Origin of the sequence: Bradyrhizobium prioriisuperbiae (assembly GCF_032397745.1) — a bacterium.
Lineage (GTDB): Bacteria > Pseudomonadota > Alphaproteobacteria > Rhizobiales > Xanthobacteraceae > Bradyrhizobium_A > Bradyrhizobium_A prioriisuperbiae.
Window position 1 is genome coordinate 4,204,515 of record NZ_CP135921.1, and the last position, 26,506, is coordinate 4,231,020.

General features: G+C 63.5%; 25 protein-coding genes. 21 read left to right on the forward strand and 4 right to left on the reverse strand.

Annotation, left to right across the window (positions count from 1 at the left end; translation table 11 throughout):
* Positions 1-807: a 2-oxo-hept-4-ene-1,7-dioate hydratase gene (gene hpaH, locus RS897_RS19675; protein ID WP_315838168.1), complete on the reverse strand. Its 807-nt coding sequence runs from the start codon at positions 805-807 to the stop codon at positions 1-3.
* A gap of 235 nt (positions 808-1,042) precedes the next feature.
* On the opposite strand from hpaH, the gene hpaR reads away from it, so the two are divergent.
* From hpaR to RS897_RS19710, 7 genes are all read left to right on the forward strand, one after another.
* On the forward strand, positions 1,043-1,507 hold the full coding sequence (gene hpaR, locus RS897_RS19680) for a homoprotocatechuate degradation operon regulator HpaR (RefSeq protein WP_315838169.1): 465 nt from the start codon (positions 1,043-1,045) through the stop codon (positions 1,505-1,507).
* Positions 1,508-1,591: 84 nt separating this feature from the next.
* A complete protein-coding gene (locus RS897_RS19685; protein ID WP_315838170.1) occupies positions 1,592-2,662 on the forward strand; it encodes a tryptophan 2,3-dioxygenase family protein in 1,071 nt (356 codons plus the stop codon).
* The gene (locus RS897_RS19690) at positions 2,659-3,843 is read left to right on the forward strand and encodes an aminotransferase class V-fold PLP-dependent enzyme (RefSeq protein WP_315838171.1); all 1,185 of its coding nucleotides are present in this window, start codon (positions 2,659-2,661) and stop codon (positions 3,841-3,843) included. The genes RS897_RS19685 and RS897_RS19690 overlap by 4 nt, the downstream gene beginning before the upstream one ends.
* Positions 3,844-3,989: 146 nt before the next feature.
* Positions 3,990-5,327: an MFS transporter gene (locus RS897_RS19695; RefSeq protein ID WP_315838172.1), complete on the forward strand. Its 1,338-nt coding sequence runs from the start codon at positions 3,990-3,992 to the stop codon at positions 5,325-5,327.
* 89 nt (positions 5,328-5,416) lie between these two features.
* Entirely contained in the window at positions 5,417-5,941 is a 525-nt protein-coding gene (locus tag RS897_RS19700) for a DUF2846 domain-containing protein (RefSeq protein WP_315838173.1), read from the forward strand.
* 259 nt (positions 5,942-6,200) lie between these two features.
* Positions 6,201-6,485, forward strand: coding sequence for a type II toxin-antitoxin system Phd/YefM family antitoxin (locus RS897_RS19705; RefSeq protein ID WP_315838174.1), 285 nt, complete (start codon positions 6,201-6,203; stop codon positions 6,483-6,485).
* The gene (locus tag RS897_RS19710; RefSeq protein ID WP_315838175.1) at positions 6,482-6,904 is read left to right on the forward strand and encodes a type II toxin-antitoxin system VapC family toxin; all 423 of its coding nucleotides are present in this window, start codon (positions 6,482-6,484) and stop codon (positions 6,902-6,904) included. The genes RS897_RS19705 and RS897_RS19710 overlap by 4 nt, the downstream gene beginning before the upstream one ends.
* 39 nt (positions 6,905-6,943) lie before the next feature.
* Here the strand turns inward: RS897_RS19710 and RS897_RS19715 are convergent, their stop codons facing one another.
* A complete protein-coding gene (locus tag RS897_RS19715; RefSeq protein ID WP_315838176.1) occupies positions 6,944-7,240 on the reverse strand; it encodes a type II toxin-antitoxin system RelE/ParE family toxin in 297 nt (98 codons plus the stop codon).
* The gene (locus tag RS897_RS19720) at positions 7,237-7,518 is read right to left on the reverse strand and encodes a type II toxin-antitoxin system ParD family antitoxin (RefSeq protein WP_315838177.1); all 282 of its coding nucleotides are present in this window, start codon (positions 7,516-7,518) and stop codon (positions 7,237-7,239) included. Before RS897_RS19720 ends, RS897_RS19715 begins: the two co-directional genes overlap by 4 nt.
* A gap of 172 nt (positions 7,519-7,690) precedes the next feature.
* Between RS897_RS19720 and RS897_RS19725 the strand changes: the two genes are divergently transcribed.
* From RS897_RS19725 to RS897_RS19760, 8 genes are all read left to right on the forward strand, one after another.
* Positions 7,691-8,815 (forward strand): efflux RND transporter periplasmic adaptor subunit, encoded by a 1,125-nt coding sequence (locus tag RS897_RS19725; protein WP_315838178.1) that lies wholly within the window; start codon positions 7,691-7,693, stop codon positions 8,813-8,815.
* A gap of 14 nt (positions 8,816-8,829) precedes the next feature.
* On the forward strand, positions 8,830-11,982 hold the full coding sequence (locus RS897_RS19730; RefSeq protein WP_315838179.1) for an efflux RND transporter permease subunit: 3,153 nt from the start codon (positions 8,830-8,832) through the stop codon (positions 11,980-11,982).
* A 93-nt stretch (positions 11,983-12,075) separates the two neighbouring features.
* Complete coding sequence (locus RS897_RS19735) at positions 12,076-12,681, forward strand: TetR/AcrR family transcriptional regulator (protein WP_315838180.1); 606 nt, start codon at positions 12,076-12,078, stop codon at positions 12,679-12,681.
* Positions 12,682-13,022: 341 nt separating this feature from the next.
* Positions 13,023-13,646, forward strand: coding sequence for a flavin reductase family protein (locus tag RS897_RS19740; RefSeq protein WP_315838181.1), 624 nt, complete (start codon positions 13,023-13,025; stop codon positions 13,644-13,646).
* Positions 13,647-13,800: 154 nt separating this feature from the next.
* On the forward strand, positions 13,801-16,074 hold the full coding sequence (locus tag RS897_RS19745) for an acyl-CoA dehydrogenase (RefSeq protein ID WP_315838182.1): 2,274 nt from the start codon (positions 13,801-13,803) through the stop codon (positions 16,072-16,074).
* Positions 16,071-17,354 (forward strand): acetyl-CoA C-acetyltransferase, encoded by a 1,284-nt coding sequence (locus RS897_RS19750; protein WP_315838695.1) that lies wholly within the window; start codon positions 16,071-16,073, stop codon positions 17,352-17,354. The genes RS897_RS19745 and RS897_RS19750 overlap by 4 nt, the downstream gene beginning before the upstream one ends.
* An 8-nt stretch (positions 17,355-17,362) precedes the next feature.
* A complete protein-coding gene (locus RS897_RS19755) occupies positions 17,363-19,492 on the forward strand; it encodes a 3-hydroxyacyl-CoA dehydrogenase NAD-binding domain-containing protein (protein ID WP_315838183.1) in 2,130 nt (709 codons plus the stop codon).
* The gene (locus RS897_RS19760; protein WP_315838184.1) at positions 19,489-19,914 is read left to right on the forward strand and encodes an acyl-CoA thioesterase; all 426 of its coding nucleotides are present in this window, start codon (positions 19,489-19,491) and stop codon (positions 19,912-19,914) included. The genes RS897_RS19755 and RS897_RS19760 overlap by 4 nt, the downstream gene beginning before the upstream one ends.
* A 188-nt stretch (positions 19,915-20,102) precedes the next feature.
* Here RS897_RS19760 and RS897_RS19765 read toward each other — a convergent pair whose 3' ends face one another.
* Positions 20,103-20,555, reverse strand: a complete 453-nt coding sequence (locus RS897_RS19765) for an RrF2 family transcriptional regulator (protein ID WP_315838185.1) — start codon at positions 20,553-20,555, stop codon at positions 20,103-20,105.
* 336 nt (positions 20,556-20,891) lie between these two features.
* On the opposite strand from RS897_RS19765, the gene RS897_RS19770 reads away from it, so the two are divergent.
* Genes RS897_RS19770 through RS897_RS19795 form a run of 6 tightly spaced genes read left to right on the forward strand, consistent with a single transcriptional unit; the run spans position 20,892 to position 26,282 of the window.
* Positions 20,892-21,845 (forward strand): sulfonate ABC transporter substrate-binding protein, encoded by a 954-nt coding sequence (locus RS897_RS19770; protein WP_315838186.1) that lies wholly within the window; start codon positions 20,892-20,894, stop codon positions 21,843-21,845.
* Between the two features lie 48 nt (positions 21,846-21,893).
* Positions 21,894-22,841, forward strand: coding sequence for a sulfonate ABC transporter substrate-binding protein (locus RS897_RS19775; protein WP_315838187.1), 948 nt, complete (start codon positions 21,894-21,896; stop codon positions 22,839-22,841).
* Positions 22,838-24,010, forward strand: coding sequence for an FMNH2-dependent alkanesulfonate monooxygenase (gene ssuD / locus RS897_RS19780; RefSeq protein WP_315838188.1), 1,173 nt, complete (start codon positions 22,838-22,840; stop codon positions 24,008-24,010). The genes RS897_RS19775 and ssuD overlap by 4 nt, the downstream gene beginning before the upstream one ends.
* Positions 24,007-24,813, forward strand: a complete 807-nt coding sequence (gene ssuC / locus RS897_RS19785) for an aliphatic sulfonate ABC transporter permease SsuC (protein WP_315838189.1) — start codon at positions 24,007-24,009, stop codon at positions 24,811-24,813. The genes ssuD and ssuC overlap by 4 nt, the downstream gene beginning before the upstream one ends.
* 8 nt (positions 24,814-24,821) lie before the next feature.
* Positions 24,822-25,676 carry an ATP-binding cassette domain-containing protein gene (locus RS897_RS19790; protein ID WP_315838190.1) on the forward strand — a complete coding sequence of 285 codons (855 nt, stop codon included), beginning with the start codon at positions 24,822-24,824 and terminating at the stop codon, positions 25,674-25,676.
* A gap of 27 nt (positions 25,677-25,703) precedes the next feature.
* Entirely contained in the window at positions 25,704-26,282 is a 579-nt protein-coding gene (locus tag RS897_RS19795) for a flavin reductase family protein (protein WP_315838191.1), read from the forward strand.
* Positions 26,283-26,506: the final 224 nt, after the last annotated feature.

The window sequence follows — 26,506 nt, forward strand, 5'->3', positions numbered from 1 at the left end:
TCAGGCGAAGTAACAGCTGACCGAACCATAGGCGCCGAAATCGGCCTGGATGGTGTCGCCACTGCGGGTCTCGATCGGACGGATGAACGATCCCGCCAGCACGACCTGGCCCGGTTCGAGCGCAAGCCCGAGCGGGGCGAGTTTCCTGACCAGCCAGACAATGCCGTTGGCCGGATGATTGAGCACCCCGGCGGCGAGGCCGGTCTCTTCCAACTGGCCGTTACGGTAGCACAACGCGCCGATCCATCGCAGGTCAGTGTCCAGCGGGCGCAGCGGCCGTCCGCCCAGCACGATGCCGGCATTGGCGGCGTTGTCGGCAATGGTGTCGACGATCTTACGGGTGGCCTTGGTCTCCGGATCGATGCGTTCGATCCGGGTATCGAGGATTTCCAGCGCGGGAACGACGAAATCGGTGGCGTTGAGCACGTCGAAAATCGTGCAGTCGGGCCCGCTGAGCCGATGCTTGATGACAAAAGCGAGCTCGGCCTCCACGCGGGTGCCGATGAAGCGGTCCGCCGGCACGATGCCGCCGTCGCTGAAGAACATGTCGTCGAGCAGCACGCCGGAATCCGGCTCATCGATATTCAGCGCGCTCTGCATCGCCTTCGAGGTGAGGCCGATTTTGTGGCCGCGCACCACGGCGCCTGCGGCCACCTTCAGCGCGACAAGCGCTTTCTGCACCGCATAGGCGTCGTCGACGGTCATGCCGGGAAATTCGATCGACAGCTGGCGAATCTGCTTGCGGCTCTTTTCCGCCGCAAGCAGCCGCCGGGCGGCATCGCGGATGGCCTCATCGGTCAAACTCATCTGGATAAGTCCGTGTTTTCTCCCCGTGGAAAAGTATTTAACATGTTAAATTAATCAGATCAACGCCGTTGTGAACTAATCTTTTGGGGGTGGCACGGTGGCGGGGTATGCTGCAGCGCGTGATGGACAGGTGATGATGGCGGGACGTTTGCGGACAGCATCGATACAGGGCAAACCCCGGGCGGGGGCGCCATCGGACGTTGCCACGGCCGAGCCGGTGGCGCGAAAAGCGCCGATGCGCGAGTTCTCGCGCTCGCTGCCGATGGCGCTGTTGCGTGCACGCGAAGCGGTGATGCGTCAGTTTCGCCCCTCGCTACGCGACCACGCTATGACCGAGCAGCAGTGGCGGATCCTGCGCGCCCTGACTGCAATCGACCAGATCGAAGTCAGCGAACTGGCGCGGGCGACGTACCTGCTGGGTCCGAGTCTGTCGCGAATCCTGCGGGATCTTGAAGGGCGGCAATTGATTCAGCGCCGCTCCCCCGAGAGCGACCTGCGCCGTGGCATCGTGTCGATCACGCCGGCCGGCTTGGCGCTGATCGAGGCGGTGGCGCCGATTTCGGAAGAGATCTACGCCGAGATAACCCGGCGCTTTGGCGCCAAGAAGCTCGAAACGCTGCACGCCATGCTGCGCGAACTTGAAATGGAGCTGCTGGCGATTCCGGTCAGGGGCGGTGCGGAGGAGGCGGCCGAAGATTAGTTCGCTCGATATGCTTTAGATATAAAATATCTATTGACCCGGGGGGCGCCGTATCGTCAGCTTTGTCGCTGAGGAGATCTCACCATGGCTCGCGCCCCCGTCTATTATGGCGACTACCTGAAGCTCGATCGGCTGCTATCGTCGCAGGAGCCGGAAAGCGCCAAGATCGGCGTCAAGGCCCATGACGAGATGCTGTTCATCATCGTCCATCAGGCCTACGAACTGTGGTTCAAGCAGATCCTGCACGAACTCGATCGGATCGAGGCGGATTTCGGCACCATCCCGGTCACCGACGATGCCATGGCGCGGATCGTTCACGGCCTCAATCGCATCCATGAGGTGCTGAAGCTCACCGTCGCCCAGCTCGATGTGCTGGAGACCATGACGCCGTTCGACTTCCTGGATTTTCGCGACCTCTTGATGCCGGCGTCCGGCTTCCAGTCGCTGCAGTTCCGGCAGATCGAGACGCGGCTTGGGCTCGCCACCGCCACCCGCATTCCATTCGACGACAAGGCGATCGACGAGCGACTGTCGGACGGCGATCGCACGGCGCTGCGCACGACCGGCGGCAAGCCGTCGCTGTTCGATCTGCTCGACCAGTGGCTGGCGCGGACGCCATTTCTGGACTGGGGAGGGGCCACCTTCCGTGAGGCCTATCGGACCGCGGTGGAAAAGCATCTGACACGTGATGCCGACATGGTGCGCAATGATCCTGCGATTCCCGAGGAAAAACGCGCGCTGGAGCTCAGAAATATCGAGCGCGCGATCGCGGCGTTCTCGGCGATCTTTTCACCCACGGAGGATGGCGGTGGCTGGCGTCTGTCGGCGCCGTCGGTGCAGGCGGCGTTGTTCATCACGCTTTATCGCGACAAGCCGGCGGTGCAGCCGGCGTTCCGGCTGCTTGCCGCACTGATGGATATCGACGAGACCATGACGCTGTGGCGCTATCGCCATGCGCTGATGGTGGAGCGCATGATCGGGGTCAAGATCGGTACCGGCGGCTCGTCGGGTCACGCCTATCTGCGCACCACCGCGGAGCGGCACCGCATTTTCTCCGACTTGTTCCGGCTCTCCACCTTCCTGATCCCGCGCTCGGCGGTGCCGGAGCTGCCACCGCAAATTCAGTCGCTGATGGGCTTCGTCTACGCATCATGACCATGCTCGATCTCAGTGCGCATTTCACCCAGTTCCGTGCGGCGGCGCCGAACCGGATCAATCTCGCCTGCCACAGCCATCATGACTGGCCCGACGTGACGCTGGCCGCGCAGGAGTTGTGCTGGCGCGACGCGGCACGGCTCGCCGGCGACAAATGGGGCCTGGTGTTTTCTGAACTGATCCCGACGGTCCAAGCCGCCATCGCGAAACACCTGAACCTGCCTGACGCATCGACCATCGCGGTCGCGCCCAACACCCACGAATTCCTGCGCCGGCTGTTATCCTGCTTTCCGGCTGATCGGCCGACCCGCATCCTCACCACCGATGCGGAATTCCACACCGCGCGGCGGCAGCTCGAGCGGCTGGAAGAAGACGGGCTCGTCGCCGTGACCCGCATCGCTACCGAGCCGTTCGCGAGCTTCGGCGAACGGTTTTTTGCGGCCTGTCGCGCGGGCGGATATGATCTCGTCTTTGTCAGCCAGGTGTTCTTCAACTCTGCGGCAACCTGTGGCGATCTCCAGCAGCTTACGGACGCGCTGCCATCACGCGACACGTATCTGGTGATCGACGGCTATCACGGTTTCATGGCGCGGCCGACCGATCTCTCAGGCATTGCGGCGCGGGCCTTCTATCTGGCCGGCGGCTACAAATACGCCATGGCCGGCGAGGGCTGCTGTTTCCTGCATTGCCCGCCCGGCTACGGCGCGCGTCCCCGCGACACCGGATGGTTCGCCGATTTCGGCTCGCTGGCCGCACCGCCGGGCAAGTCGGTCGGCTATCCCGAAGATGCCGGGCGTTTCCTGGGCGCCACCTTCGATCCATCCGGCCTCTACCGGCTCGCCGCCGTGTTCGACTGGCTCGCGCGCGAGGGCATTGGTGCGGAGCAGGCGCATCGGCATGCGCAGGCCCTGATGGCCCGCTTCCTCGACGCGGTCACTCCCCTGAACATCGCGGGATTGCGCCGCGAGGATCTGATGACACCGTTCGGCCCTGCCACTGAGCATGGCAACTTCCTCACCTTCCGCACCTCGCGCGCCGGCGAAATCGAGACCAGGCTCGCTGCGGTCGACATGCATTGCGATCATCGCGGCGACCGGCTGCGCTTCGGTTTCGGGCTCAGCACCACGGCGGCAGTGGTCGATGAGGCGGTGGAGAGAATCGCGCGGGCTTTGGCTGGCTGAGACTCCTGGCGCAAAGCTTCCATTCGAACAAGGCTCCTGCCCGAAAATAAGTGATTGAAATCGAGGCGATGTTTGGCCACGGTCGGTTTGCCGGACCGTGGCGAGGATTGTGATCGCCATGGCCAAGAAAAATTGGGGAGAAACTCATGAGCGAAGCACCGGCGCATCTGCGCGTGGTTTCGGGCGACAAGAGCGAACTCGAGACCTCGACCATCCGGACGATCTCCTGGCGGATCATTCCGTTCCTGATCCTGGCCTACTTCCTGGCCTATCTGGATCGCGTCAATCTCGGCTTCGCTGCGTTGACCATGAACGACGAGCTCAAATTCTCGCCACTGGTGTTCAGCTGGGGCATCGGCATCTTCTTCATCGGCTATTTCCTGTTCGAGGTGCCAAGCAACATCATCCTGCACAAGGTCGGCGCCAGCCGCTGGATCGCGCGCATCATGGTGTCATGGGGCATCATTTCCGCGCTGATGGCGATCGTCAGCGGCCCCGTCAGTTTCTATGTGCTGCGTTTCCTGCTCGGCGTTGCCGAGGCCGGCTTTTTCCCCGGCATCATCCTCTACCTCACCTACTGGTATCCGGCCGAATATCGCGCCCGCATCCTCGCCGCCTTCGCCATCGCGGTGCCGGTCTCGACCGTGATCGGCGCGCCGGTCTCGGGATTTCTGCTCGGGCTCGATGGTGTCGGCGGACTGAAAGGGTGGCAGTGGCTATTCATCCTGGAAGGCATTCCGTCCATCCTGCTCGGCGTTGTCACCTGGTTCTATCTCACCGATCGTCCGGCCAAGGCCGCCTGGCTGTCGGCGGAACAGAAGCAGTGGCTGTCGACCAAACTTGCGAGTGAGGAGGCGGCCAAGGACGCTGCGCACGGCATGACATTGGGGCAGGCACTGTCGTCGCCGAAAGTGTTGCTTCTCAGCCTGATTTATTTCGGCTTTGTCGGTGCACTCTACGGCATGCAGTTCTGGCTGCCGACGATCGTCAAGGCGTTCGGCCTGAGCAACCTGCAGACCGGCTTCGTCACCGCGATCCCGTATCTGTTCGGTTCGATCGCGATGATCTTCTGGGGCCGGCACTCCGACAGGACGCGTGAGCGGATCTGGCATGTGGCGCTGCCGTTCTTCCTGACCGCGCTGGCGCTCGGGGTCTCGAGTTACCTGACCGACCCGGTCCAGACCATGATCGCACTGACCTTTGCGGCCATCGGCGTGTTCTGCATCTTTGCCCTGTTCTGGACGCTGCCAACCGCGTTCCTGAGTGGCACCGCGGCGGCGGGCGCGATCGCGCTGATCAATTCGATCGGCAATCTCGCGGGCTTCGGCGGCCCCTACCTGATCGGCTGGGTGAAAAACGCCACCGGCAGCACATCGTGGGGGCTGCTGGCCCTGGCGGTGATGCCGCTGATCGGCGGGCTGCTCGTCCTGGTGCTCAAGCACGACAGCAAGACCGAATTCGCCGGAGCGACTCAGACGCGCTGACGACAGCCTCTCAAAATCTCTCGCGACAGGTGTTGCAACTCCAGCGTGTTTTTGGCAAGCCTGTCGCGGGCTAGCATTCTGGGGGCATTATGCTGAAGACTTTGTTGGGGCTGGTGGCCATTGCCGCCATCGTGTCGGGCTGTGCGAGCGAACGGAGCGGTGCCGACTTTCTTGCGCTGTCGCAGAAGATGGGGCCGCCACGCGCGGGTCATTCGCGCATCGTGGTGTTGCGTGAAAAAGGCTATGGCGGAATCGTCGATCAGGGCTGGGACGTGAAGCTCGATGGCGGACCGATGGCCGATCTGAAGACCGGCACGTACGTCTATGCAGATCGGCCGGCCGGCCGCCATGAGCTTTCCGCAAGCGCGGATCTGTTTCCGGGGATCAGTAAGCGCGACTTTGCCGCGGCACCCGGCAAGACCTATTTTTTCCTCACGCGGCCGAGTGACAGAGCCAAAGCCCTCGGTGCCATGTCGGCTGCCGGTGGTGTCGCGGGGCTTGTCATCGGCGCCGCGGTGACCTCCAACAATGCCAACCCCGGTCCGCTCGACTTCTTTCCCATGGAGGAGGCGGAGGCGAGAACCATGATCAACGATCTTCGCCTCGCGCCGTAGCGCATCGTTTCGCCGGCTTCGGCGGTCCCGATCTGATCGGATGGGTGAAGGACAGGACGGGCAGCACGTCGTCGAGGCTGCCGGCCCTGACGGTGATGCCGCGTGCTGCAGCTCGGGACAATTTACAAACAGGGAGTCCGCCCTTGGGCAGGCTCCCTGAGGCTATGAGACCTTCCGAGCCATCCACACTTGCTCATTGCTTAGAGGGCTTTGGTTATTATATAGTCAAGATAGTCATTATGGTCATGAGGGTTTTGGCATGTCGAAAGTCAGCACCACGCCATCCTCACCGCCTCCCGGAGGCACCTGGACTCTTGCGGGGGCCAAAGCTCGGCTCTCCGAGGTGGTCGATCGTGCCCAAGCCGGACCCCAAACCATCACCCGCAACGGCAAGCCAAGTGCGGTTGTCGTCTCAGCCGAGGAATGGGCGCGCAAGACCATCCGCAAAGGCACCTTGGCTGAATTCCTGCTCGCCTCGCCGCTGCGAGGTGCTGATCTCGATCTGGAACGCCAGCGTGACACGCCTCGTGACGTCAAGCTGTGAACTTTCTGCTTGATACCAATGTGCTCTCGGAGGTGCAGCGACCTGCACCCAACCTGAAGGTCGTCGGCTGGCTTGATGTCGTCGACGAAGATCGGGTCTTCATCAGTGTCGCTTCGATTGCCGAACTTCGGCGCGGCATTGCTTTGATGGACGACGGTCGCCGACGCACCGCGCTGGCCGCTTGGCTCGCCAATGATCTGCCGGCTCGCTTCGCTGAACGAACCCTGCCGATCGATCACGCGGTCGCCGAGCAGTGGGGCGAACTGATGGCGCGCAGCCGCCGAAGTGGCGTTGCGCTATCCGTTATGGATGGCTTCTTTGCAGCGACCGCGCTTGCCAAAGACCTCACGTTGGTCACGCGCAATGTCACGGATTTTGCGTCATTCGGCGTACCGCTGTTCAACCCGTCGGAGGAGTGAGATCCGATAGGTAGTGAACTCCGGCTTGGGTGTTCATCGCTACGGCTTAAAATGCATCCTGCCAATTTCGGCCCTTGGGGAAGAACCGCAGAATCGTGACGCGATCGTCCTCCACCATGAAGTCTGTCGCTCAAATCCGACAATGCGCAAGTCTGGGCGGATATCTTCGCGCCGGTGACCGCGTTCCGAAGCGATGTCGAAACCGAGACAATAGATTTCCAGGCGTTCGATATAGGACATGGCCACGCGCACGCCGGCAGCTGCGGCAATATAATCGTAAAGTTCGATAAGATCGTCGCGTGCTTCAGGTGAAAAAATGACGTCTCGACGCCTCACGAGCCGTCCTTCAGCCGCGCGGCATGTCGTGTCTTGATCTCGGCAAAGGCCTGTTCGGCTGAGATGCCGCGGGCGGGATTGGCTTTCATGGCGTCATAGACTGGCGCCACCTCTTCGCGCAGCCAACGTTCGACGGCCGCGTCCCGCTCTTGTAGGGCGCGAAGACCGGCGCGAACCACTTCGCTTCCAGAGGCATACGCCCCCGACGACACAAGCGTGTCGATGAAAGCCGTGTGCTCGGCAGGAAGACTGAAGGTGCGTTTTTCGGAATTGGACATGACAGAGGTTTCCTGGTCGGCAGGATCTTATTCGCGGGTATGAATTTATCATACCCAAATCCGGTTCGCTTGATGACTGCAGCGGCATGATGCCTTGCGATTGTTCACTGACGATTATTGACATTCGTCAGTAGTCAGATAACTTGCCCCCAATCAGCCTTGGGAGCGACGGATGTCTGGTATCTCGGTTTATTCTCATAAAATCAGTGCCTTGATTAAAGTGCCGGCGGTGCTTCTGGCGGTCAGCCTGTTGGCGCTGACCCTGGCCGGCTGCAACGACAAGCCCGCCGAACAGGCTGCGACCGGTCGTCCGGTCCTGGTGGCGACCGTCCATTACGAGGCCGAGGCGCCCGAACGCAGCTTTGTCGGCACCATCCGCCCCCGCATCGAAACCGACATGGGCTTCCGGGTGGCCGGCAAGGTGGCGAAGCGCCTGGTCGAGGTCGGCCAGCGGGTCGAGGCCGGGCAGCCACTGGCGGTGCTCGACGAGGTCGATTTGAGGCTGCAAGCCGAGCAGGCGGAAGCGGAATACCGCGCCGCCACCGGCGTGGTGGCACAGGCGGTCGCGGCAGAGACCCGCGCCAAGGAGTTGCGTGGCAAGGGCTGGTCGACCGATGCCCAGCTCGACCAGACCAAGGCGGCTGCGGATGAAGCCCGCTCGCGCCTCATCCGTGCCGAGCGCTCGGTCGAGCTGACCAAGAATTCGCTCTCCTACACCACGCTAACCGCAGACGCCCGCGGCGTCGTCACCGCGACCCTGATCGAGCCGGGCCAGGTGGTGGCGTCGGGCCAGACCGCGATCCGTGTCGCGCGTTCGGCCGAGAAGGAAGCCGTGGTCGCGATCCCCGAGACGCTGCTGGCACGCGCCCGCGGCGGAGCCGCGCGCGTGACCCTGTGGTCGGAGCCCGACAAGAAATACACGGCGAAGCTGCGCGAACTCGCCCCGATCGCCGATGTCGCGACCCGCACGTATCTGGCTAAGTTCTCGCTGCCGGACGCGACCGATGACATGGAGCTCGGCATGACCGCGACCTTGACGCTGGCGGATGCCGACCAGGAGCGCGTCGCGCGCGTGCCGTTGTCGGCGCTGTTCAACCAGGGCGACAAGGCTTCGCTTTATGTGGTGGATCGCGAGAGCGGCGCCGTGAAGCTGTTGCCGGTGACCGTCAAATCCTACGGCACCGATACCGCCGTGATCACCGGCGGGGTGGAAGAAGGCGCGCGGGTTGTCGCGCTCGGTGTGCAGAAGCTCGATCCGGCCCAGAAGGTCCGGGTCGTCGCGTCGCTGTCGTTCTGAGCGGGGAGGGGATCATGAAGCGTTTCAACCTGTCCGCGTGGGCCGTCGCTCATCCTGCTTTGATCCTGTTCTTCATCGTTGCGCTCGGCGTCGCCGGCTTCTTCTCTTATCGTTCGCTCGGCCGCGCCGAAGATCCCTCCTTCACCATCAAGCTCGCGGTCGTCACGGCGATCTGGCCCGGCGCCACTGCGCAGGAAATGCAATCCCAGGTCTCGGACGCCATCGAAAAGAAGATGCAGGAGCTGCCTTACTTCGACAAGGTAACGACCTACACCAAACCATCGTTCACCGCGATGCAGGTGTCGTTCAAGGACAACACGCCGGCCAAGGACGTGCCGTACCTGTTCTATCTGCTGCGCAAGAAACTGGTCGATATCCAGAGCGATTTGCCGAGCGGCCTGATCGGCCCGAACGTCAATGACGAATACGGCGACGTCGACTCCATCCTCTACATGATGACCGGCGACGGGGCGAACTATGCCCAGCTCAAGACCATTGCGGAGGGCATGCGGCAGCGGCTGCTGAAGGTTCCCAACGTCACCAAGGTCAATCTGTACGGCGTGCAGGATCAGAAGATCTATGTGGAGTTCTCCCACGCCAAGCTCGCGACGCTTGGCATCTCGCCGCAGGCGATCTTCGATTCCCTGGCGAAGCAGAACGCGGTCAATCCCGGCGGCGTGGTCGAGACTTCGTCGCAGCGCGTGCCGCTGCGCGTCACCGGCGCGCTCGACGGCGCCAAGGCGGTGGCGGAGACGCCGGTGGAAAGCGGCGGCCGGGTGTTCCGGCTCGGCGACATCGCGACCATCACCCGCGGCTATGAGGATCCGTCCGACTACAAGGTGCGGCAGGAAGGCAAGCCCGCGCTCGGCATCGGCATCGTGATGGCGAAGGGCGCCAACATTATCGAGCTCGGCGAGGATATCAAAAAAGCCACCGCCGAATTCATGGCGGCGGTGCCCCAAGGCGTCGATCTCAAGCAGATCGCGGACCAGCCGCAAGTGGTCGATCACGCGGTCAGCGAGTTCGTCCATTCCTTCATCGAGGCGCTGGCCATCGTGCTGTTCGTCTCGTTCCTGGCGCTGGGATGGCGCACTGGCATCGTGGTGGCGCTCTCGGTGCCGCTGGTGCTGTCGATCGTGTTCGTGGTGATGAACGCGATGGGGCTCGACCTGCATCGCATCACGCTCGGCGCGCTGATCATCGCGCTCGGCCTGCTGGTCGACGATGCCATCATCGCGGTCGAAATGATGGTGGTGAAGATGGAGCAGGGCTGGGACCGCGTCAAAGCCGCGTCCTTTGCCTGGGAATCCACCGCGTTCCCCATGCTCACCGGCACGCTGGTGACCGCGGCGGGCTTCCTGCCGATCGGCTTCGCCAATTCGTCGGTCGGCGAGTATGCCGGCGGCATCTTCTGGATCGTGGCGATCTCGCTGGTGGCGTCCTGGTTCGTCGCGGTGATCTTTACGCCCTACATCGGTGTCAAGCTGCTGCCGAATTTCGCCAAGGGTGGTGCGCATCATGCCGATCCCCACGCGATCTATGAGACGCGGATGTACCGCGGTCTGCGCCGCGTGATCGACTGGTGCGTGCGCTGGCGCGGCACGGTGGTGATGGCGACGATCGGCGTGTTCGCGCTGTCGATCGTCGGCTTCGGCGCGGTGCAGCAGCAGTTCTTCCCGCTGTCGGAGCGTCCCGAGCTGTTCTTCCAGTTGCGGCTGCCGGAAGGCACCGCCTTCGGTGTCACCGAGAAGTCGGTCGAAAAGGCGGAAGCCCTGCTGAAGGGCGATCCGGATATCGCCACTTACACCAGTTATGTCGGGCAGGGTTCGCCGCGGTTCTGGCTCGGACTCAATCCGCAGCTGCCCAACGAATCCTTCGCCGAAATCGTCATCGTCTCCAAGGACGTCCAGGCGCGTGAGCGGATCAAGGCGCGGCTGGAAAAGGCCGTGGCCGAGGGCCAGCTCTCGGAGGCGCGGGTGCGCGTCGACCGCTTCAATTTCGGCCCGCCGGTCGGTTTCCCGGTCCAATTCCGCGTGGTCGGCCCGGATCCGCAAACGGTGCGCGACATCGCGTATCAGGTGCGCGACGTGATGCGCGCCAACACCAAGACGATCGATGCGCATCTCGACTGGAATGAGAAGACGCCCTACCTCAAGCTCGTGGTCGATCAGGACCGCGCCCGGGCGATGGGCCTCACCCCGCAGGACATCTCGCAGGCAACAGCAATGCTGATCTCGGGCGCGCCGGTCACCACCGTGCGTGACGGCATCGAGAAGGTCGGCGTGGTGGCGCGTGCGGTGAGGTCGGAGCGGCTCGATCTTGGCCATGTCGCCGATCTCACCGTCTACTCCCGCAACGGCGTTGCGGTGCCGCTCTCCCAGATCGCCAAGATCGAATATGCCCACGAGGAGCCGATCCTGTGGCGGCGCAACCGCGACATGGCGATTACCGTGCGTGCCGACATCGTCGATGGCGTGCAGGCACCTGACGTCACCAACGCGATCTGGCCGAAGCTCGAGGGCATCCGCAAGAGCCTGCAGCCTGCCTACCGGATCGAGATGGGCGGCGCGATCGAGGAATCCGCCAAGGGCAATGCCTCGATCTTCGTGCTGTTCCCGCTGATGGCGATCGCCATGCTGACGCTCCTGATGATCCAGCTACAAAGCTTCTCGCGGCTGGCGCTGGTGTTCCTCACCGCGCCGCTCGGCATCGTCGGCGCCGCGCTTGGCCTGCTGGTGGCGAATCAGCCGTTCGGCTTTGTCGCGCTGCTGGGCCTGATCGCGCTGGCTGGTATGATCATGCGAAACGCGGTGATTCTGGTCGATCAGATCGAGACCGATGTCGCCCATGGCATGACCCGCAGGGAGGCGATCGTGGAGGCTACGGTTCGGCGCGCGCGACCGGTGATTCTCACGGCGCTGGCCGCGATTCTCGCCATGGTTCCGTTGTCCCGCTCGGCGTTCTGGGGTCCGATGGCGATCACCATCATGGGTGGCCTGTTTGTGGCCACCTTCCTGACCCTGCTGTTCCTGCCCGGCCTCTATGCGTTATGGTTCCGCAAGAGTCTGGACCAGAGCGGTCCGGTGGAGGATACGGCGCTGGCGCCGGCGCTTCCGGAGGCAAAACACGGCGCGCAGCAACCCATTTATCCGGTTGCGGCGGAGTGACGAAGATACCATCTTCGGAGACCCGCCTTGACGTATTCGTCAGCGCGGGAATCGACCCAACACGGGAACGAAACAAGGGACTCTGAAATCTGAATGGTCATGATCGCCGATAACGTCGAAGCCGATACCCAGGGGCGCATTCTCACCGCCGCCGAACGGCTGTTTCGCGAGATCGGCTATCAGAAGACCACCGTTGCGGATATCGCAAAAGTCCTGCGGATGAGTCCGGCCAATGTCTATCGCTTCTTCGAATCCAAGCGCGCGATTCATGAGGCGGTGGCCAAGCGGCTGATGGACGAGGTGGAGGTGGCGGCCACCACGATCGCCTTCGAGACCGATGAGCCGCGCACCCGGATGCGGCGGCTGCTGTCGACCATTCATCACATGAACGCCGAGCGCTACACCGGTGACGAGAAGATCCACCAGATGGTCGCCATGGCCATCGAGGAGGACTGGGACGTCTGCACCGCGCATTTCGAACGCATCACCGGCATCGTTGCCAAGGCGATCGATGACGGTGTCAAGCAAGGTGTGTTCGAGGCGCCGGACATTGCGCTGGCCGCGATGTCCACCACCACGGCCATGAGCCGCTTCTTCCACCCGCAGATGATCGCCCAGTGCGCCAACAAGCCGGGCCCGTCGCTGGACGAGATGATCGACTTTGTGCTCGCCGCTCTGGCGCCGCGCGCCAGAGCGTGATCCACCACTGTGTTGTATGCGAGACGTATCCATCCCCACTCCGTCATTGACGGGCTTGACCTCAGCGACTTGGCTGCGCCAAGTCGCGATCACAATCCAGCTTTCTTCGATAGAAGCCCAAAGCGTATTGGGCGCTTAAGCTGGATCACCGGGTCAAGCCCGGTGATGACGCTGAATATGATGAACCGCTGCCCGTCATTCTGAGTCATCCTCTCAGGATGAGGGATTTTGGCTCGAGTATGACGCGGGATGACCACCACGTGATCGTCATCCCGCTTTATCTTTTCGCCCGGGCATGATCATGCTTGCGTCCCGCGGTTTGGACGAAGGCAAAAGGTGACATGAGCGGACGCGACTACCATTTCTACGAGCCGAAGAATGGCCACGGGCTGCGGCACGATCCGTTCAATGCCATTATCGGGCCGCGCCCGATCGGCTGGATCTCGTCTCGCGGCAACAACGGCAATGTCAATCTCGCGCCCTACAGCTTCTTCAACGCCTTCAATTACAAGCCTCCGATCATCGGCTTCTCCTCGACCGGGTCGAAGGATTCCGTGCGCAATGTCACGGAGACCGGGGAGTTCGTCTGGAATCTCGCCACCAAGGATCTCGCCCAGCAGATGAACGCCACGGCGGCGCATGTTCCCCACGAGGTCGACGAATTCGAGCTTGCGGGCCTGACCAAAGTGGAGAGCAAGCTGGTCAATGTGCCGCGGGTCGGCGAGAGCCGGGCAGCGATGGAGTGCAAGGTGCTCGACATCATCCAGTTGCACGATAAGGAAGGCAATAGCGTGCCCTCCTGGCTGACCCTAGGCGAGGTCGTTGCGGTTTACATCGATACCTCGTTGATCCGGGATGGCGTGTACCAGACCTTCGAGGCCCACCCCATTTTGCGCGCCGGCCGGATGGGCGACTATGCCGAGATCTCCCCGGACATCATGTTCGAGATGAAGCGGCCGGACTAGCTGGACCAAAGGCCGCGGTCGGAACCGTTCCGGTCCCCCCATCGTTAATGTGGAGCGACGAGTTGCGCGTCAATTTGCTCAACTTTCGCCGCAAGTTATAACGATTCCGCGTGCTAGGGTTGCGATCCGACACCGGTCTTTCGAGGGCATCACCATGACGTCTTCCTCCTTCCGCCGCGACTGGCTCACCAGGCCGATCTTCACCTGGGGGCGCAAGGTGATGCCGGAGATGTCCGACACCGAGCGCGAGGCGCTGGAGGCCGGCGATGTCTGGTGGGACGCCGACCTGTTCACCGGCACGCCCGACTGGTCCAAGCTGCTGGCCTATCCGCCGGCGAAATTGACCGCTGAAGAGCAGGCCTTCCTGGACGGCCCGGTCGACGAGCTCTGCGCCATGATCGACGACTGGCAGATCAATTGGGAGCTGCGCGACCTGCCGCCGCAGGTCTGGGACTTCATCAAGCACAACAAATTCTTCGGCATGATCATCCCCCGGCAGTTCGGCGGTCTCGGTTTCTCGCCCTATGCCCACTCCGAGGTGGTGCGCAAGATTTCCACCCGCTCCTGCGCCGCTGTCGTCACTGTGATGGTGCCGAACTCGCTGGGACCGGGCGAACTGTTGATGCGTTTCGGCACTCCCGAACAGCAGCAGCGCTGGCTGCCGCGGCTGGCCGATGGCCATGAGATTCCCTGCTTCGGCCTCACCAGTCCGGAGGCCGGCTCCGACGCCGCGTCGATGATCGACAGCGGCATTGTCTGCAAGGGCACGTTCGAAGGCCGGGAGGTGCTGGGGCTGCGGCTGAACTGGCACAAGCGCTACATCACGCTGGGCCCGGTGGCGACGCTGCTCGGCCTCGCCTTCAAGGCCTATGATCCCGATCATCTGCTGGGCGAGAGGGAAGACCTCGGCATCACCGTGGCGTTGATCCCGACCGATCTGCCCGGTGTCGAGATCGGCCACCGCCATCTGCCGTCGATGCAGGTGTTCCAGAACGGCCCGAACTGGGGCCGCGACGTGTTCGTGCCGCTCGATTTCATTATCGGTGGCCAGGAGCGCATTGGCGAAGGCTGGAAGATGCTGATGACCGCGCTGGCCGCCGGCCGCGGCATCTCGCTGCCGTCGTTGTCGGCGGCGGCTGCGGTTTATTGCGCGCGCACCACCGGCGCCTATGCCCGCATCCGCGAGCAGTTCAACGTGCCGATCGGCAAGTTCGAAGGCATCGAGGAGCCGCTGGCCCGCATCGCCGGCATCGCGTACCTGCTCGACGCCGCGCGGCGGCTGACCTGCGCCGCACTCAATGAGGGCCATCACCCTGCGGTGATTTCCGGCATCATGAAGCTGCATGCCACCGAGCGGATGCGCATCGCCATCGACGATGCCATGGATATCCATGGCGGCAAGGCCGTGATCGACGGCCCGCAGAACTACATGGGCAATCTCTATCGCGCGGTGCCGGTCGGCATCACCGTGGAAGGCGCCAACATCCTCACCCGCAATCTCATCGTGTTCGGCCAGGGCGCGATCCGCGCCCATCCCTATCTGCTGGCCGAGATGACGGCGCTGGGCGACGACAATGCAGCGCGGGGGCTCGAGACCTTCGACAAGGCGTTCTGGGGCCATGTCGGTCACACCCTCGCCAATACCTTCCGCGCCCTCGGCCGCTGCTGGACCGGCGGCGCGTTTGCGCCGGCCCCGGACGCAGGCGCTGCGACGCCCTTCTACCGGCAGCTGTCGCGGCATGCCTCGGCGTTCGCGCTGTGCGCCGACATGGCGCTGCTGACGCTCGGCGGTGCGCTGAAACGCAAGGAGATGCTCTCCGCCCGGTTCGGCGACATTCTGTCCGAGCTGTATCTGCTCTCGGCTGCGCTAAAGCGCTGGGAAGACGAGGGCCGTCAGGAAGCTGATTTCGCGGCGCTGGAATGGTGCATGGCCAGCGGGCTGAAGACCATCGAGACGCGCTTCTCGGACATCCTTGCCAATCTGCCGAACCGGTTCGTGGCCTTTGTGCTGAAAGTGATCATCCAGCCGTTCGGCGCCCATGCGGTCGGTCCCTCGGACACCCTGGTCCATCGCCTGGCGCAGCTCATCCTGGAGCCGTCGGCGGCGCGGGACCGCCTGACCCCAAACCTGTCCCATGTCGACGATGACCGCGGCGTGGCCCGGCTGGAAAAGGCCTTTGCGCTGGTCACCGGCAATGAGGACATCGCCAAAAAGATGCGTTCGGCGCGGATCAGGGATTGGCGCGAGGCGCTGCGCAACGGGGTCATCAACCAGGCCGAGGCCGACCGGCTGGCGGCGGCGCATGAGGCGGTGGCGAAAGTCATCGACGTCGACGATTTTGCCCCAGAGGTCTTGTCACCAATGAGTGTTAGGCTGCACGATCACAGACGATACCCGCAGGAAGTGACCACACGAGCAGCAAGCTGATGCGCCCCGTTTATATCGTTGATGGAAGCCGGACTCCGTTTCTCAAAGCCCGCAGTGGTCCCGGGCCGTTCACGCCGGTCGATCTGGCCGTGCAATGCGGCCGGCCGTTGCTGGCCCGCCAGCCCTTCGCGCCTGACGCCTTCGATCAGGTCATTCTCGGCTGCGTCAATGTCATCGCCGACGAGATGAATCCGGCGCGGGTCGCCGCGCTGCGGCTCGGCATGGGCGAGAAAATGGTGGCGTTCACCGTGCAGATCAATTGCGGTTCCGGTATGCAGTCGATCGACACCGCCTATCGTTACATCCAGCAGGGCAAGGGCGATCTCATTCTCGCCGGCGGCGCCGAGGCGCTGAGCCATGCGCCGCTGGTCTGGCCCCAGAAAGGCGTGCGCTGGTTTGCCGGCCTTGCCACCGCCAAGGGCGCGCTGGCCAAGGTCGCCGCATTCGCCCGGGCCCGGCCGGCCTATTTCAAGCCGATCATCGGCCTGGAGCGCGGGCTGACCGATCCGATCACCGACCTGAACATGGGCCAGACCGCCGAGGTGGTCGGCCATCTCTTTGGCATCACCCGTGCGCAGTCCGACGCCTATGCGGTGGAAAGCCACAAACGCCTTGCCACTGCGCAGGCGCAGGGCTTCCTGAAAGGCGAGGTCGAAACCGCGTTCGACCGGCAGGGCAAATTCTACGACCATGACGACGGCGTGCGTCCCGATTCCAGCGTGGACAAGCTCGCGACATTAAAGCCGGCGTTTGAGCGTCCCTGGGGGCAGGTGACCCCGGGCAATTCCTCGCAGATCACCGACGGTGCCTGCTGGACCATCCTCGCTTCGGAAGAAGCTGTGCGTAAGCATGGTCTCACGCCGAAGGCGGTGATCGTGGACAGCCAGTGGTCGGCGCTCGATCCCTCCATCATGGGGCTGGGTCCGGTGCTGTCGGCGACAGCGCTTCTGAAGCGCAACAATCTCTCCCTGCACGATGTGGAGACCTGGGAATTGAACGAAGCTTTTGCGACCCAGGTGCTGGGATGTCTCGCGGCCTGGAATGACGACAAATTCTGTCGCGAGGTGCTGGGCCTCGACGGTGCAGCCGGCGAGATCGATCGCGCCAAGCTGAATGTCGACGGTGGCGCCATCAGTCTGGGTCATCCGGTCGGCACGTCCGGCAATCGCATCGTGCTGCACCTGGTCAATGCCATGAAGCGGCTCGGCACTAAACGCGGTGTCGCCACCGAATGCATAGGTGGCGGCCTCGGCGGCGCCATGCTGATCGAGACGGTGTGAGGGTGACCATGGATAGCCAGATCATGGACGTTCTCAGGGACCGTGTGCTCGAACTCGGGCCGGCACCGGTGCCCGGCGGCAGCTACCGCCATTTTCATCTCACCCGCGATGCCGACGGTATTGCGTGGTTGCTGTTCGACCGCGAAGGCGCCAGCGCCAATTCGCTGTCGACCGGCGTGATGGAGGAACTCGACAAGGTCATCTCGGCTCTTGCAAGTGAGCGGCCCGCCGGTCTCGTCATCCGCTCGGCCAAGCCGTCCGGCTTCATCGCCGGCGCCGACATCAACGAATTCCGCGGTGCCAGCGACGCGCATCAGGTCGAAACCGAAATGGTGCGGGCCCATGCGGTGATCTACCGGCTGGAGGAATTGAAGCTTCCCACCGTTGCCGTGATCCACGGCTTCTGCCTTGGCGGAGGCCTGGAAGTGGCGCTGGCCTGCAACATGCGCATCGCCATCGACAATGCCCGTTTCGGTTTTCCGGAGGTGATGCTGGGCCTGCATCCCGGCCTCGGCGGCACCGCGCGTTTCACCGAACTGGTCAATCCGACAGAGGCGATGACGCTGATGCTGACGGGCAAGACCATCGATGCCCGCCGCGCCAGGTCGCTGGGTCTCGTCGATGCGGTAACGCAGGAACGCCATGTCCGCAACGCCGTGAAGGACGCGATTTTCGGCCGGCTCAAGCGGGTGAAGCCGGGCGCTCTCAACGGCGTGCTGAACTTCGCGCCGGTGCGCGGGCTGCTCGCCAACCGCATGCGTTCTGAAACAGCGAAGGCCGCGCCGCGCGAGCATTATCCGGCGCCTTATGCGCTGATCGATCTCTGGGAAAAGCACGGCGGCGACAAGGTGGCGATGCTTGCCGCCGAGCGGTCGTCGTTCGCGAAGCTGATGGTGACGCCGACGGCGCAGAACCTCATCCGCGTGTTCTTCCTGCGCGAGCAGATTAAGAAGCTCGCGGATGGTGCGAATAGCGGTGAGAACACCATCAAGCATGTCCATGTCATCGGCGCTGGCGCCATGGGCGGCGACATCGCCGCCTGGTGTGCCAATCAGGGCCTGCGCGTCACGCTCGCCGACATGAAGGCCGAGCCGATTGCGGGCGCCATCAAGCGTGCTGCCGAATTGTTCGGCAAGATCATTCGCAAGCCGACCGAGGTGCGCGACGCGCTTGATCGGCTGATTCCGGACATGTCCGGCGACGGCGTCGCCGGTGCCGATCTCATCATCGAGGCTGTGCCGGAGAAGCTGGATCTGAAACAGAAGGTCTATGCGTCGCTTGAGCCGAAGATGAAGCCGGGCGCCATTCTCGCCACCAATACGTCCAGCATTCCGTTGCAGGACCTGCGCACCACGCTGGCCTCGCCGCAGCGGCTGGTCGGCCTGCATTTCTTCAATCCGGTGTCGCGGCTGCAACTGGTTGAGGTGGTCAGTCACGATGCCGCCGATCCGCAGGTGTTGTCGGCAGCGCGCGCCTTTGTCGGCGCCATCGACCGGCTGCCGCTGCCGGTGAAGAGCTCGCCGGGCTTCCTGGTCAACCGCGCGCTGACGCCGTACATGCTGGAAGCCATGCTGATGCTCGATGAGAAGGTCGACAAGACCACCATCGATGCAGCGGCCGAGAAGTTCGGCATGCCGATGGGGCCGATCGAACTCGCCGACCAGGTCGGGCTCGATATCTGCCTCGCCGTCGGCGACATGCTGCGCACCCGGATGGGCGACAGCCTGCCGGCCGCGCCCGACTGGCTGCGCAACAAGGTGGCCAAGGGCGAACTCGGCCGCAAGACCGGCCGGGGCTTCTACGAATGGAAGGACGGCAAGGCGCAGAAGACGCCGGCGCTCGCGCAGCCGACCTCCGACATGATCGATCGGCTGATCCTGCCGATGTCGAACGTCTGCGTCGCCTGCCTGCGCGAAGGCATCGTCGACAATGCCGACGTGGTCGACGGCGCCATGATTTTCGGCACAGGTTATGCGCCGTTCCGCGGCGGGCCGCTCAATTACGCGCGCTCGCGTGGCGTGGCCGACGTGGTGGCGACGCTGCAAGGGCTCGCCAACCGCTTCGGCGATCGCTTCAAGCCGGACACCGGCTGGGATGATTTCAAAGCTTCTGTCGTCGACAACGGACCGCAGTCATGACCGATACGCCTCCCACCAGTTCATCCGTCCACGCGCCGCCACCGCCGACCGAGCCGACCGGCGATCTCTGCATCCGCACCATGGCGATGCCGGCCGACACCAATGCCAACGGCGATATCTTCGGCGGCTGGCTGTTGAGCCAGATGGACGTCGGCGGCGGCATTATGGCCTCCAAGACCACCAAGTTGCGCACCGTCACGGTATCGATCGAGACCATGACCTTCCGCAAGCCGGTCTATGTCGGCGACGTGGTGTCGGTACACTGCTCGGTCATCCGCATCGGCCGCACCTCGATCACCATCCGAGTCGAAGCCTGGGTCATGCGGCGCAGGGAAACCGGCCTGATCCTGGTGACGGAAGGCAACTTCACCTATGTCGCCATCGACGAGAACGGCCGGCCGCAGGTGATCGCGAAGGGGTGAGAGTTGGTAGGCGTGTCGCCACCCACTCCGTCATTGCCGGGCTTGACCTCAGCGACTTGGCTGTGCCAAGTCGCGGTTACAATCCAGCTTTCTTCGTCCAGCGTTGATAGGTTTGTAAGCTGGATGCGCGGGTCAAGCCCGCGCATGACGCCGGTATACGATTGGCACCGTTCTGCGGGGGCGTCCGTCTACCCCCGCACCGCCCGCAGCGTCTCCCTGGCCGCCTTCGGCGCCGCCAGCATGTCCGCAATCGTCAGCGTGTCCAGGATCTCCGACATCGCGTCGCGCACCTTGGTCATGGTCAGCCGCACGGTGCAGGTCTTGACGTCCTTGCAGTCGCGGCAGGGCTGGTAGGCGGTGCGGCTGGCGCAGCCGATCGGCGCCAGCGGGCCGTCGAGGGTACGGATGACATTGCCGACCTTGATGGCCGCGGCTTTCTTCGCCAGCGCGTATCCGCCGCCGGGGCCCTTCTTGCTGTGAATGAGGCCGGCGTTGCGCAACTCACCAAGGATGGCGTCCAGAAACTTCTTCGGAATGTTGTTGGAAACAGCGATGTCGCTGGCCTGGGTGGTCTCGCCCGGTTCCAGCGCGGCCAGATGCACCAGCGCCTTCAATCCGTATTTGCCTTTTGCCGTCAGCATGCCGTCGAATCGCCCTTGAGAAAAATCTGCCGCCGCAGAGTGGTCTACTGAAATAATCGAGCTCTGCATAAGCGCTGCCAAAGAATATTTCCAGCGCGTTGCTGCGGGCACAAAAGCGTTTCCGCAACGATATGATGAGCTTATCTGATCAGCCGCAAGGCGTCCAACACGGCGGCGTGATCGGTGCAAATCGTCTTCCAATTCCGCTGGTGGCCTTGGAATAATCGTGTGCTCTGCGCGAGGTCGACAGCATGACTGTCGTTTTCTTCGCCAAATGCTTGATCAAATTGATGGATTACTCACATCTTCTCTCTGGATTGAAGCTGGAGAGTGTTGATGAAGCGCCGTGGGTTTTTACGATGGCTGATCGCGTCAAGCGCGTTTGTGGCGGCGGTCGCGCCGGCGTCGCTGCTGGCGCAAGCGCCGAAAGAGATCCGCATCGGCTATCAGAAGAACGGCGTGCTGGTGATTGCGCGCCAGCAGGCGTCGCTTGAGAAGCATTTTGCCGGTCAGGGCATCCAGATCAAGTGGGTGGAGTTCTCCTCGGGACCGCCGATGCTGGAAGCGATGAGCGCCGGCAGTGTCGATTTCGGCGCCGTCGGCGATTCCCCGCCGATCTTCGCGCAGGCGGCCAATGCCAATATCGTCTACGCTGCGGCGCAGCCGATCACCAACGGGCAGGGCATTCTGGTGCCGGCGTCGTCGACCATCCGCTCCATCGAAGACTTGAAAGGCAAGCGCGTCGGCTTCACCAAGGGATCGAGCGCCCACAATGTGGTGCTGCAGACCCTGGAAAAGGCCGGGCTGAGCTATGCCGACATCACGCCTGTGTACCTGACCCCGCCGGACGCCGGTGCGGCGTTCGCCAACGGCAGCATCGAGGCCTGGGCGATCTGGGATCCCTACTTCGCCATCGGCGAGGTGAAGCAGCATGGACGGATCCTGATCAATTCCAAGGATGTGACCAAGACCAATTCCTTCTATATCGCCAACCGCGATTTCGCCACGACGCAGGGCGCCGCGTTGCGTGACGTGATCGCGGTGCTGACCCAATCCGCGCACTGGGCCGAGAGCCATCGTACCGACGTGGCGAAATCGTTGAGCGATGTCACCGGCGTGCCGCTGGATATCCAGACCGTGGCTGCGGAGCGCTCGTCCTACGCCATCGGACCCGTCACCGATGACATCGTCGCGACCCAGCAGGGCGTCGCCGACCGTTTTCACAAGCTGGGCCTGATCCCGAAGCCGATCGTCATCAAGGACATCGTCTGGAAGCCCGCGCAGAGCTGATCCCCCGCCATCCCTTTCATCCCGCCATTTCAACGCCGAGGATTTGACATGAAGCCGTTGCGAACTTTTGCCGCCGTCGTTGCCGTTGCCCTCGGGCTCGCCGCATCGATCGGTGCAGCCACGGCGCAAGACAAGATGCTGCGCATCGGCTTCCAGAAATACGGCAAGCTCGTGCTGCTCAAGAGCAAGGGCTCGCTGGAGCCGAAACTGAAGCCGCTGGGCTATTCCGTGGTGTGGACGGAGTTCCCGTCGGGGCCGCCCTTGCTGGAAGCCGTCAATGTTGGTGCCATCGATTTCGGCAACACCGGTGAAGCGCCGCCGATCTTCGCGCAGGCGGCCGGTGCCCCGATCCGTTATGTCGCCTACGAGCCGCCGGCGCCGAAGGGCGAGGCGATCCTGGTGCAGAAGAACAGCCCGCTGAAGAGCGTCGCCGAGTTGAAGGGCAAGACCGTCGCTCTCAACAAGGGCTCGAACGTTCATTATCTGCTGGTCAAGGCGCTGGAGAAGGCGGGCCTGAAGTACTCCGACATCACCCCGGCGTTCCTCGCGCCGGCCGACGCGCGCGCCGCGTTCGAACGCGGCTCGGTCGATGCGTGGGCGATCTGGGATCCCTACCAGGCCTCTGCCGAAGTGGCGCTCGAGGCCCGCGTGCTGTCCGATGGTACCGACACCGTCGCCAACACCCAGTTCTATTTCTCGTCGGAAAAATTCCTCGCCACGGATCCCAAAGTGCTCGATGTGCTGCTGGACAGCCTGCGTGAGGTCGACGCCTGGGCGAAGACCGACATTCATGCTGTGGCCGAGCAGCTCAGCCCGTCGGTCGGCCTTCCGGTGCCGGTGATCGAACTCGCGCTGAAGCGCCAAGCCTACGGTATCAAGCCGATCGATGCCCAGGTGCTGGCCGAGCAGCAGAAATTGGGCGATACCTTTCATCAGCTTGGGTTGATCCCCAAGGCCATCACCGTTTCCGATATCGCACGAAAGTCAGGTTCATGAGTGTTGCTCCATCCCCTAATGCCAACGTCCTTTGGTTCCTGCCGACTCACGGCGACGGCCGTTATCTCGGCACCACCAATGGCGGCCGGCATGTCTCGCTGTCGTATCTGAGGCAGATCGCGCAGGCGGCCGACGATCTCGGCTATTTCGGCGTGCTGCTGCCGACCGGACGCTCCTGCGAGGATTCCTGGGTCGTGGCCTCGGCGCTGGTGCCGCTGACCAAGCGGCTGCGTTATCTCGTGGCTGTGCGCCCGGGCTTGCAGTCGCCGAGCGTCGCCGCGCGCATGACCGCGACACTGGATCGCATCTCCGAGGGCCGGCTGCTGATCAACGTGGTTACCGGCGGCGATCCCGTGGAGAACAAGGGCGACGGCATCTTCCTTGGACATGACGAGCGTTATGAAGTCACCCGCGAGTTCTTGAGCGTCTACAAGGATCTGCTCGCCGAGAAGACCGTCGAATTCAAGGGCAAGCATCTCGCCATCGAGGATGGCCGGCTGCTGTTCCCGCCGCACCAGGCGGGTGGGCCGCCGCTGTATTTCGGCGGATCGTCCGATGCCGGCATCGATGTCGCCGTCGACACCGTGGACAAGTACCTGACCTGGGGCGAGCCGCCGGCCTCGGTGGCGGAGAAGATCAATCGCGTCAATGAAGTGGCGCAGGCGCGCGGCCGCAAGGTGTCGTTCGGCATCCGCCTGCACGTCATCGTGCGCGAGACCAATGCGGAAGCCTGGAAGGCCGCGGACGAACTGATCCATCATGTCAGCGACGAGACCATTGCCTCGGCGCAGAAGATCTTCTCGCGGATGGATTCGGTGGGGCAGCAGCGCATGGCGCAGCTGCATGGCGGTCGCCGCGACAAGCTCGAGATCAGCCCGAACCTGTGGGCCGGTGTCGGCCTGGTGCGTGGCGGTGCGGGCACGGCGCTGGTCGGCGATCCCGAAACCGTCGCGGCGCGGATCAAGGAGTATCAGGCGATCGGCATCGATACCTTCATCATGTCGGGTTATCCGCATCTCGAAGAAGCCTATCGTTTTGCCGAACTGGTGTTCCCGCATCTGTCGCTCAACAAAGGCGACAATGTCGCGCCGCTGCGCGTCAACACCGGGCCGTTCGGCGAAACCATCGCCAACGAGCATCGTCCCCTCATCAAGGCGTCGCAGTCATGAGCCTGATCGATTCCCTGCCGCGGGTCGGCGGCCTTCGTGCCCCGCGGCTCGACGGCCTGACCCAATGGATCGTGCCGATAACGATCATCGCGATCTGGCAGCTGGCGAGTGTCGCCGGCTGGATCTCGGTGCGCGTGCTGCCGGCGCCGAGCGACGTCGCGCTGGCCGGTTGGAAACTGCTGCTATCAGGTGAGCTCGCGCGCAATATCTGGGTCAGCTTCTGGCGCGCCATTGTTGGTTTTGTCATCGGCGGCGGCATCGGTTTCGCCTTCGGCCTTGCCAACGGGCTGTCCAGGCTCAGCAACAAGCTGACCGACACCACGCTGCAGATGGTGCGCAACGTGCCGCATCTGGCGCTGATCCCGCTGGTGATCCTGTGGTTCGGCATCGATGAGGTGGCGAAGCTGTTCCTGGTGGCGCTCGGCGTGTTCTTCCCGATCTATCTGAACACCCTGCACGGCATCAAGACGGTCGATCCGCAGCTGATCGAGATGGGCCGCAGCTACGGCATGAGCGATGGCGAACTGTTCCGCCGCGTCATCTTCCCGGGCGCATTGCCCTCGATCTTCGTCGGGCTTCGTTTTGCGCTCGGCATCATGTGGCTGACGCTGATCGTGGCTGAGACCATCGCTGCGTCCTCCGGCCTCGGCTACATGGCGATGCAGGCGCGCGAGTTCATGCTGATCGACGTCGTGGTGCTCAGCATCCTGATCTATGCGCTGCTCGGCAAGCTCGCCGACAGCGCGTCGCGCGTGCTCGAACGGCTGACGCTGTCGTGGCATCCGGCTTTCCAGAAACAGTGAGAATGGTCATGCAGCAGCCGCTCCGTTTTGCTCCAGTGTCCGCGCGTCCGGTCGACAGTGCCGACTATCTCCGCGAAGCCGACGCCGCGCGCACCAGTGTGCCGTCGGTGTCGCGTGGGCTTCCCATCACCATCCGCGGCCTGCGCAAGGCGTTCGGCGACAACCAGGTGCTGCGCGGCATCGACCTGCATATTCCTGCCGGCCAGTTCGTGGCCATTGTCGGCCGCAGCGGTTGCGGCAAGAGCACGCTGCTGCGGATGATCGCGGGTCTCGACAAGCCCGATGCCGGCACCATCGCGTTCGGCGACCAGGATTCGACCGAGGCCGGCGTGCAAAAGCAGGTGCGGATGATGTTCCAGGAGCCGCGCCTGCTGCCCTGGGCGCGGGTGCTGTCGAATGTCGAGGTCGGTCTCGGCGCCGATCGCAGCTCGCCCGATGCCAAGCAGCGCGCCGAACGCGCGCTGCACGAGGTCGAGCTCGATGCCAAGCGCGATCAGTGGCCGACCGTGCTGTCGGGCGGCCAGCGGCAACGCGTGGCGCTGGCCCGCGCGCTGGTCAGCCATCCGCGGGTGCTGGCGTTCGACGAGCCGCTCGGCGCGCTGGATGCATTGACCCGCATCACCATGCAGCGGCTGCTGGAGCGGGTATGGGCCGATCAGGGCTTCACCGGCATTCTCGTCACCCACGATGTCACCGAAGCCGTCGCGGTGGCGGATCGTGTGCTGGTGCTCGAAGAGGGGCGCATCGCCAACGACATCCATGTCGATCTGAAACGGCCGCGCGGCCGCGGCTCGGCGGCGGTTGCGGCGTTCGAGGAAGCGATCCTGCGCGATCTGCTCAAGGACGCGACCGACGACAACTGAGACGATAAGAAGAATCAAGGTGCCATCATGAACTCGCTCGTTCGTATCGTGCAGACCGACCTGGATGCCTCCGTCGCAAGCTTCCGCAGCGCCATGCGCCAGCTTGCCGGCGGCGTCAGTGTCATCACTGTCGGCCGGGACAAGGATATCTCCGGCATGACCGTCACCTCGGTGACGTCGCTGTCGGCCGAGCCGCCGAGCCTTCTGGTCTGCATCAACCGTTCCTCGTCGTCCTGGCCGTTGTTCGAGAAGTACGGCGCGTTCGCCGTCAACATCCTGAATGGCGATCAGCAGGATATCGCCGATCGGTTCACCGGGCGCGGCGGCGCGACTGGCGCGGCGCGCTTCGACGGCGCGCAGTGGACCACGCTCGCCACCGGCGTGCCTGTACTGGCCGATGGGCTCGCCGGAATCGACTGCAAGATCGAGGAGGTCATCCATCGCCACTCCCATGCCATCGTCATCGGCCGCGTCGCGGCGGTGCGGGTGGCGGGACAGACGGCGGCGCTGGCTTACTGGCAGGGTGAATATGTCGCACTCGATCGCGACCAGGATGCGGTGCGGCTGGCCGCGGTGAGCCTGCCGTCCGGATACGGCAAACCGTAAGCGTCAAACCGTAAGATGGGTGTCATGGCCTTGTCGCGTGAAGCATCTAGAGCGGCCGCACGGAGCACGATCCGGGTGCGGGAGCTTGTGAACGCGCAGTGGCCTGGTTTGAACCTGACCAACTCGCATCCGGGGTTCCCGAATCCAATGGTGTTGGATTCAAGCGCCGATTCCATCGCTATCACCTTGGAATTGGAACCGTGGCTCTGCCTGCGGCATCTCTC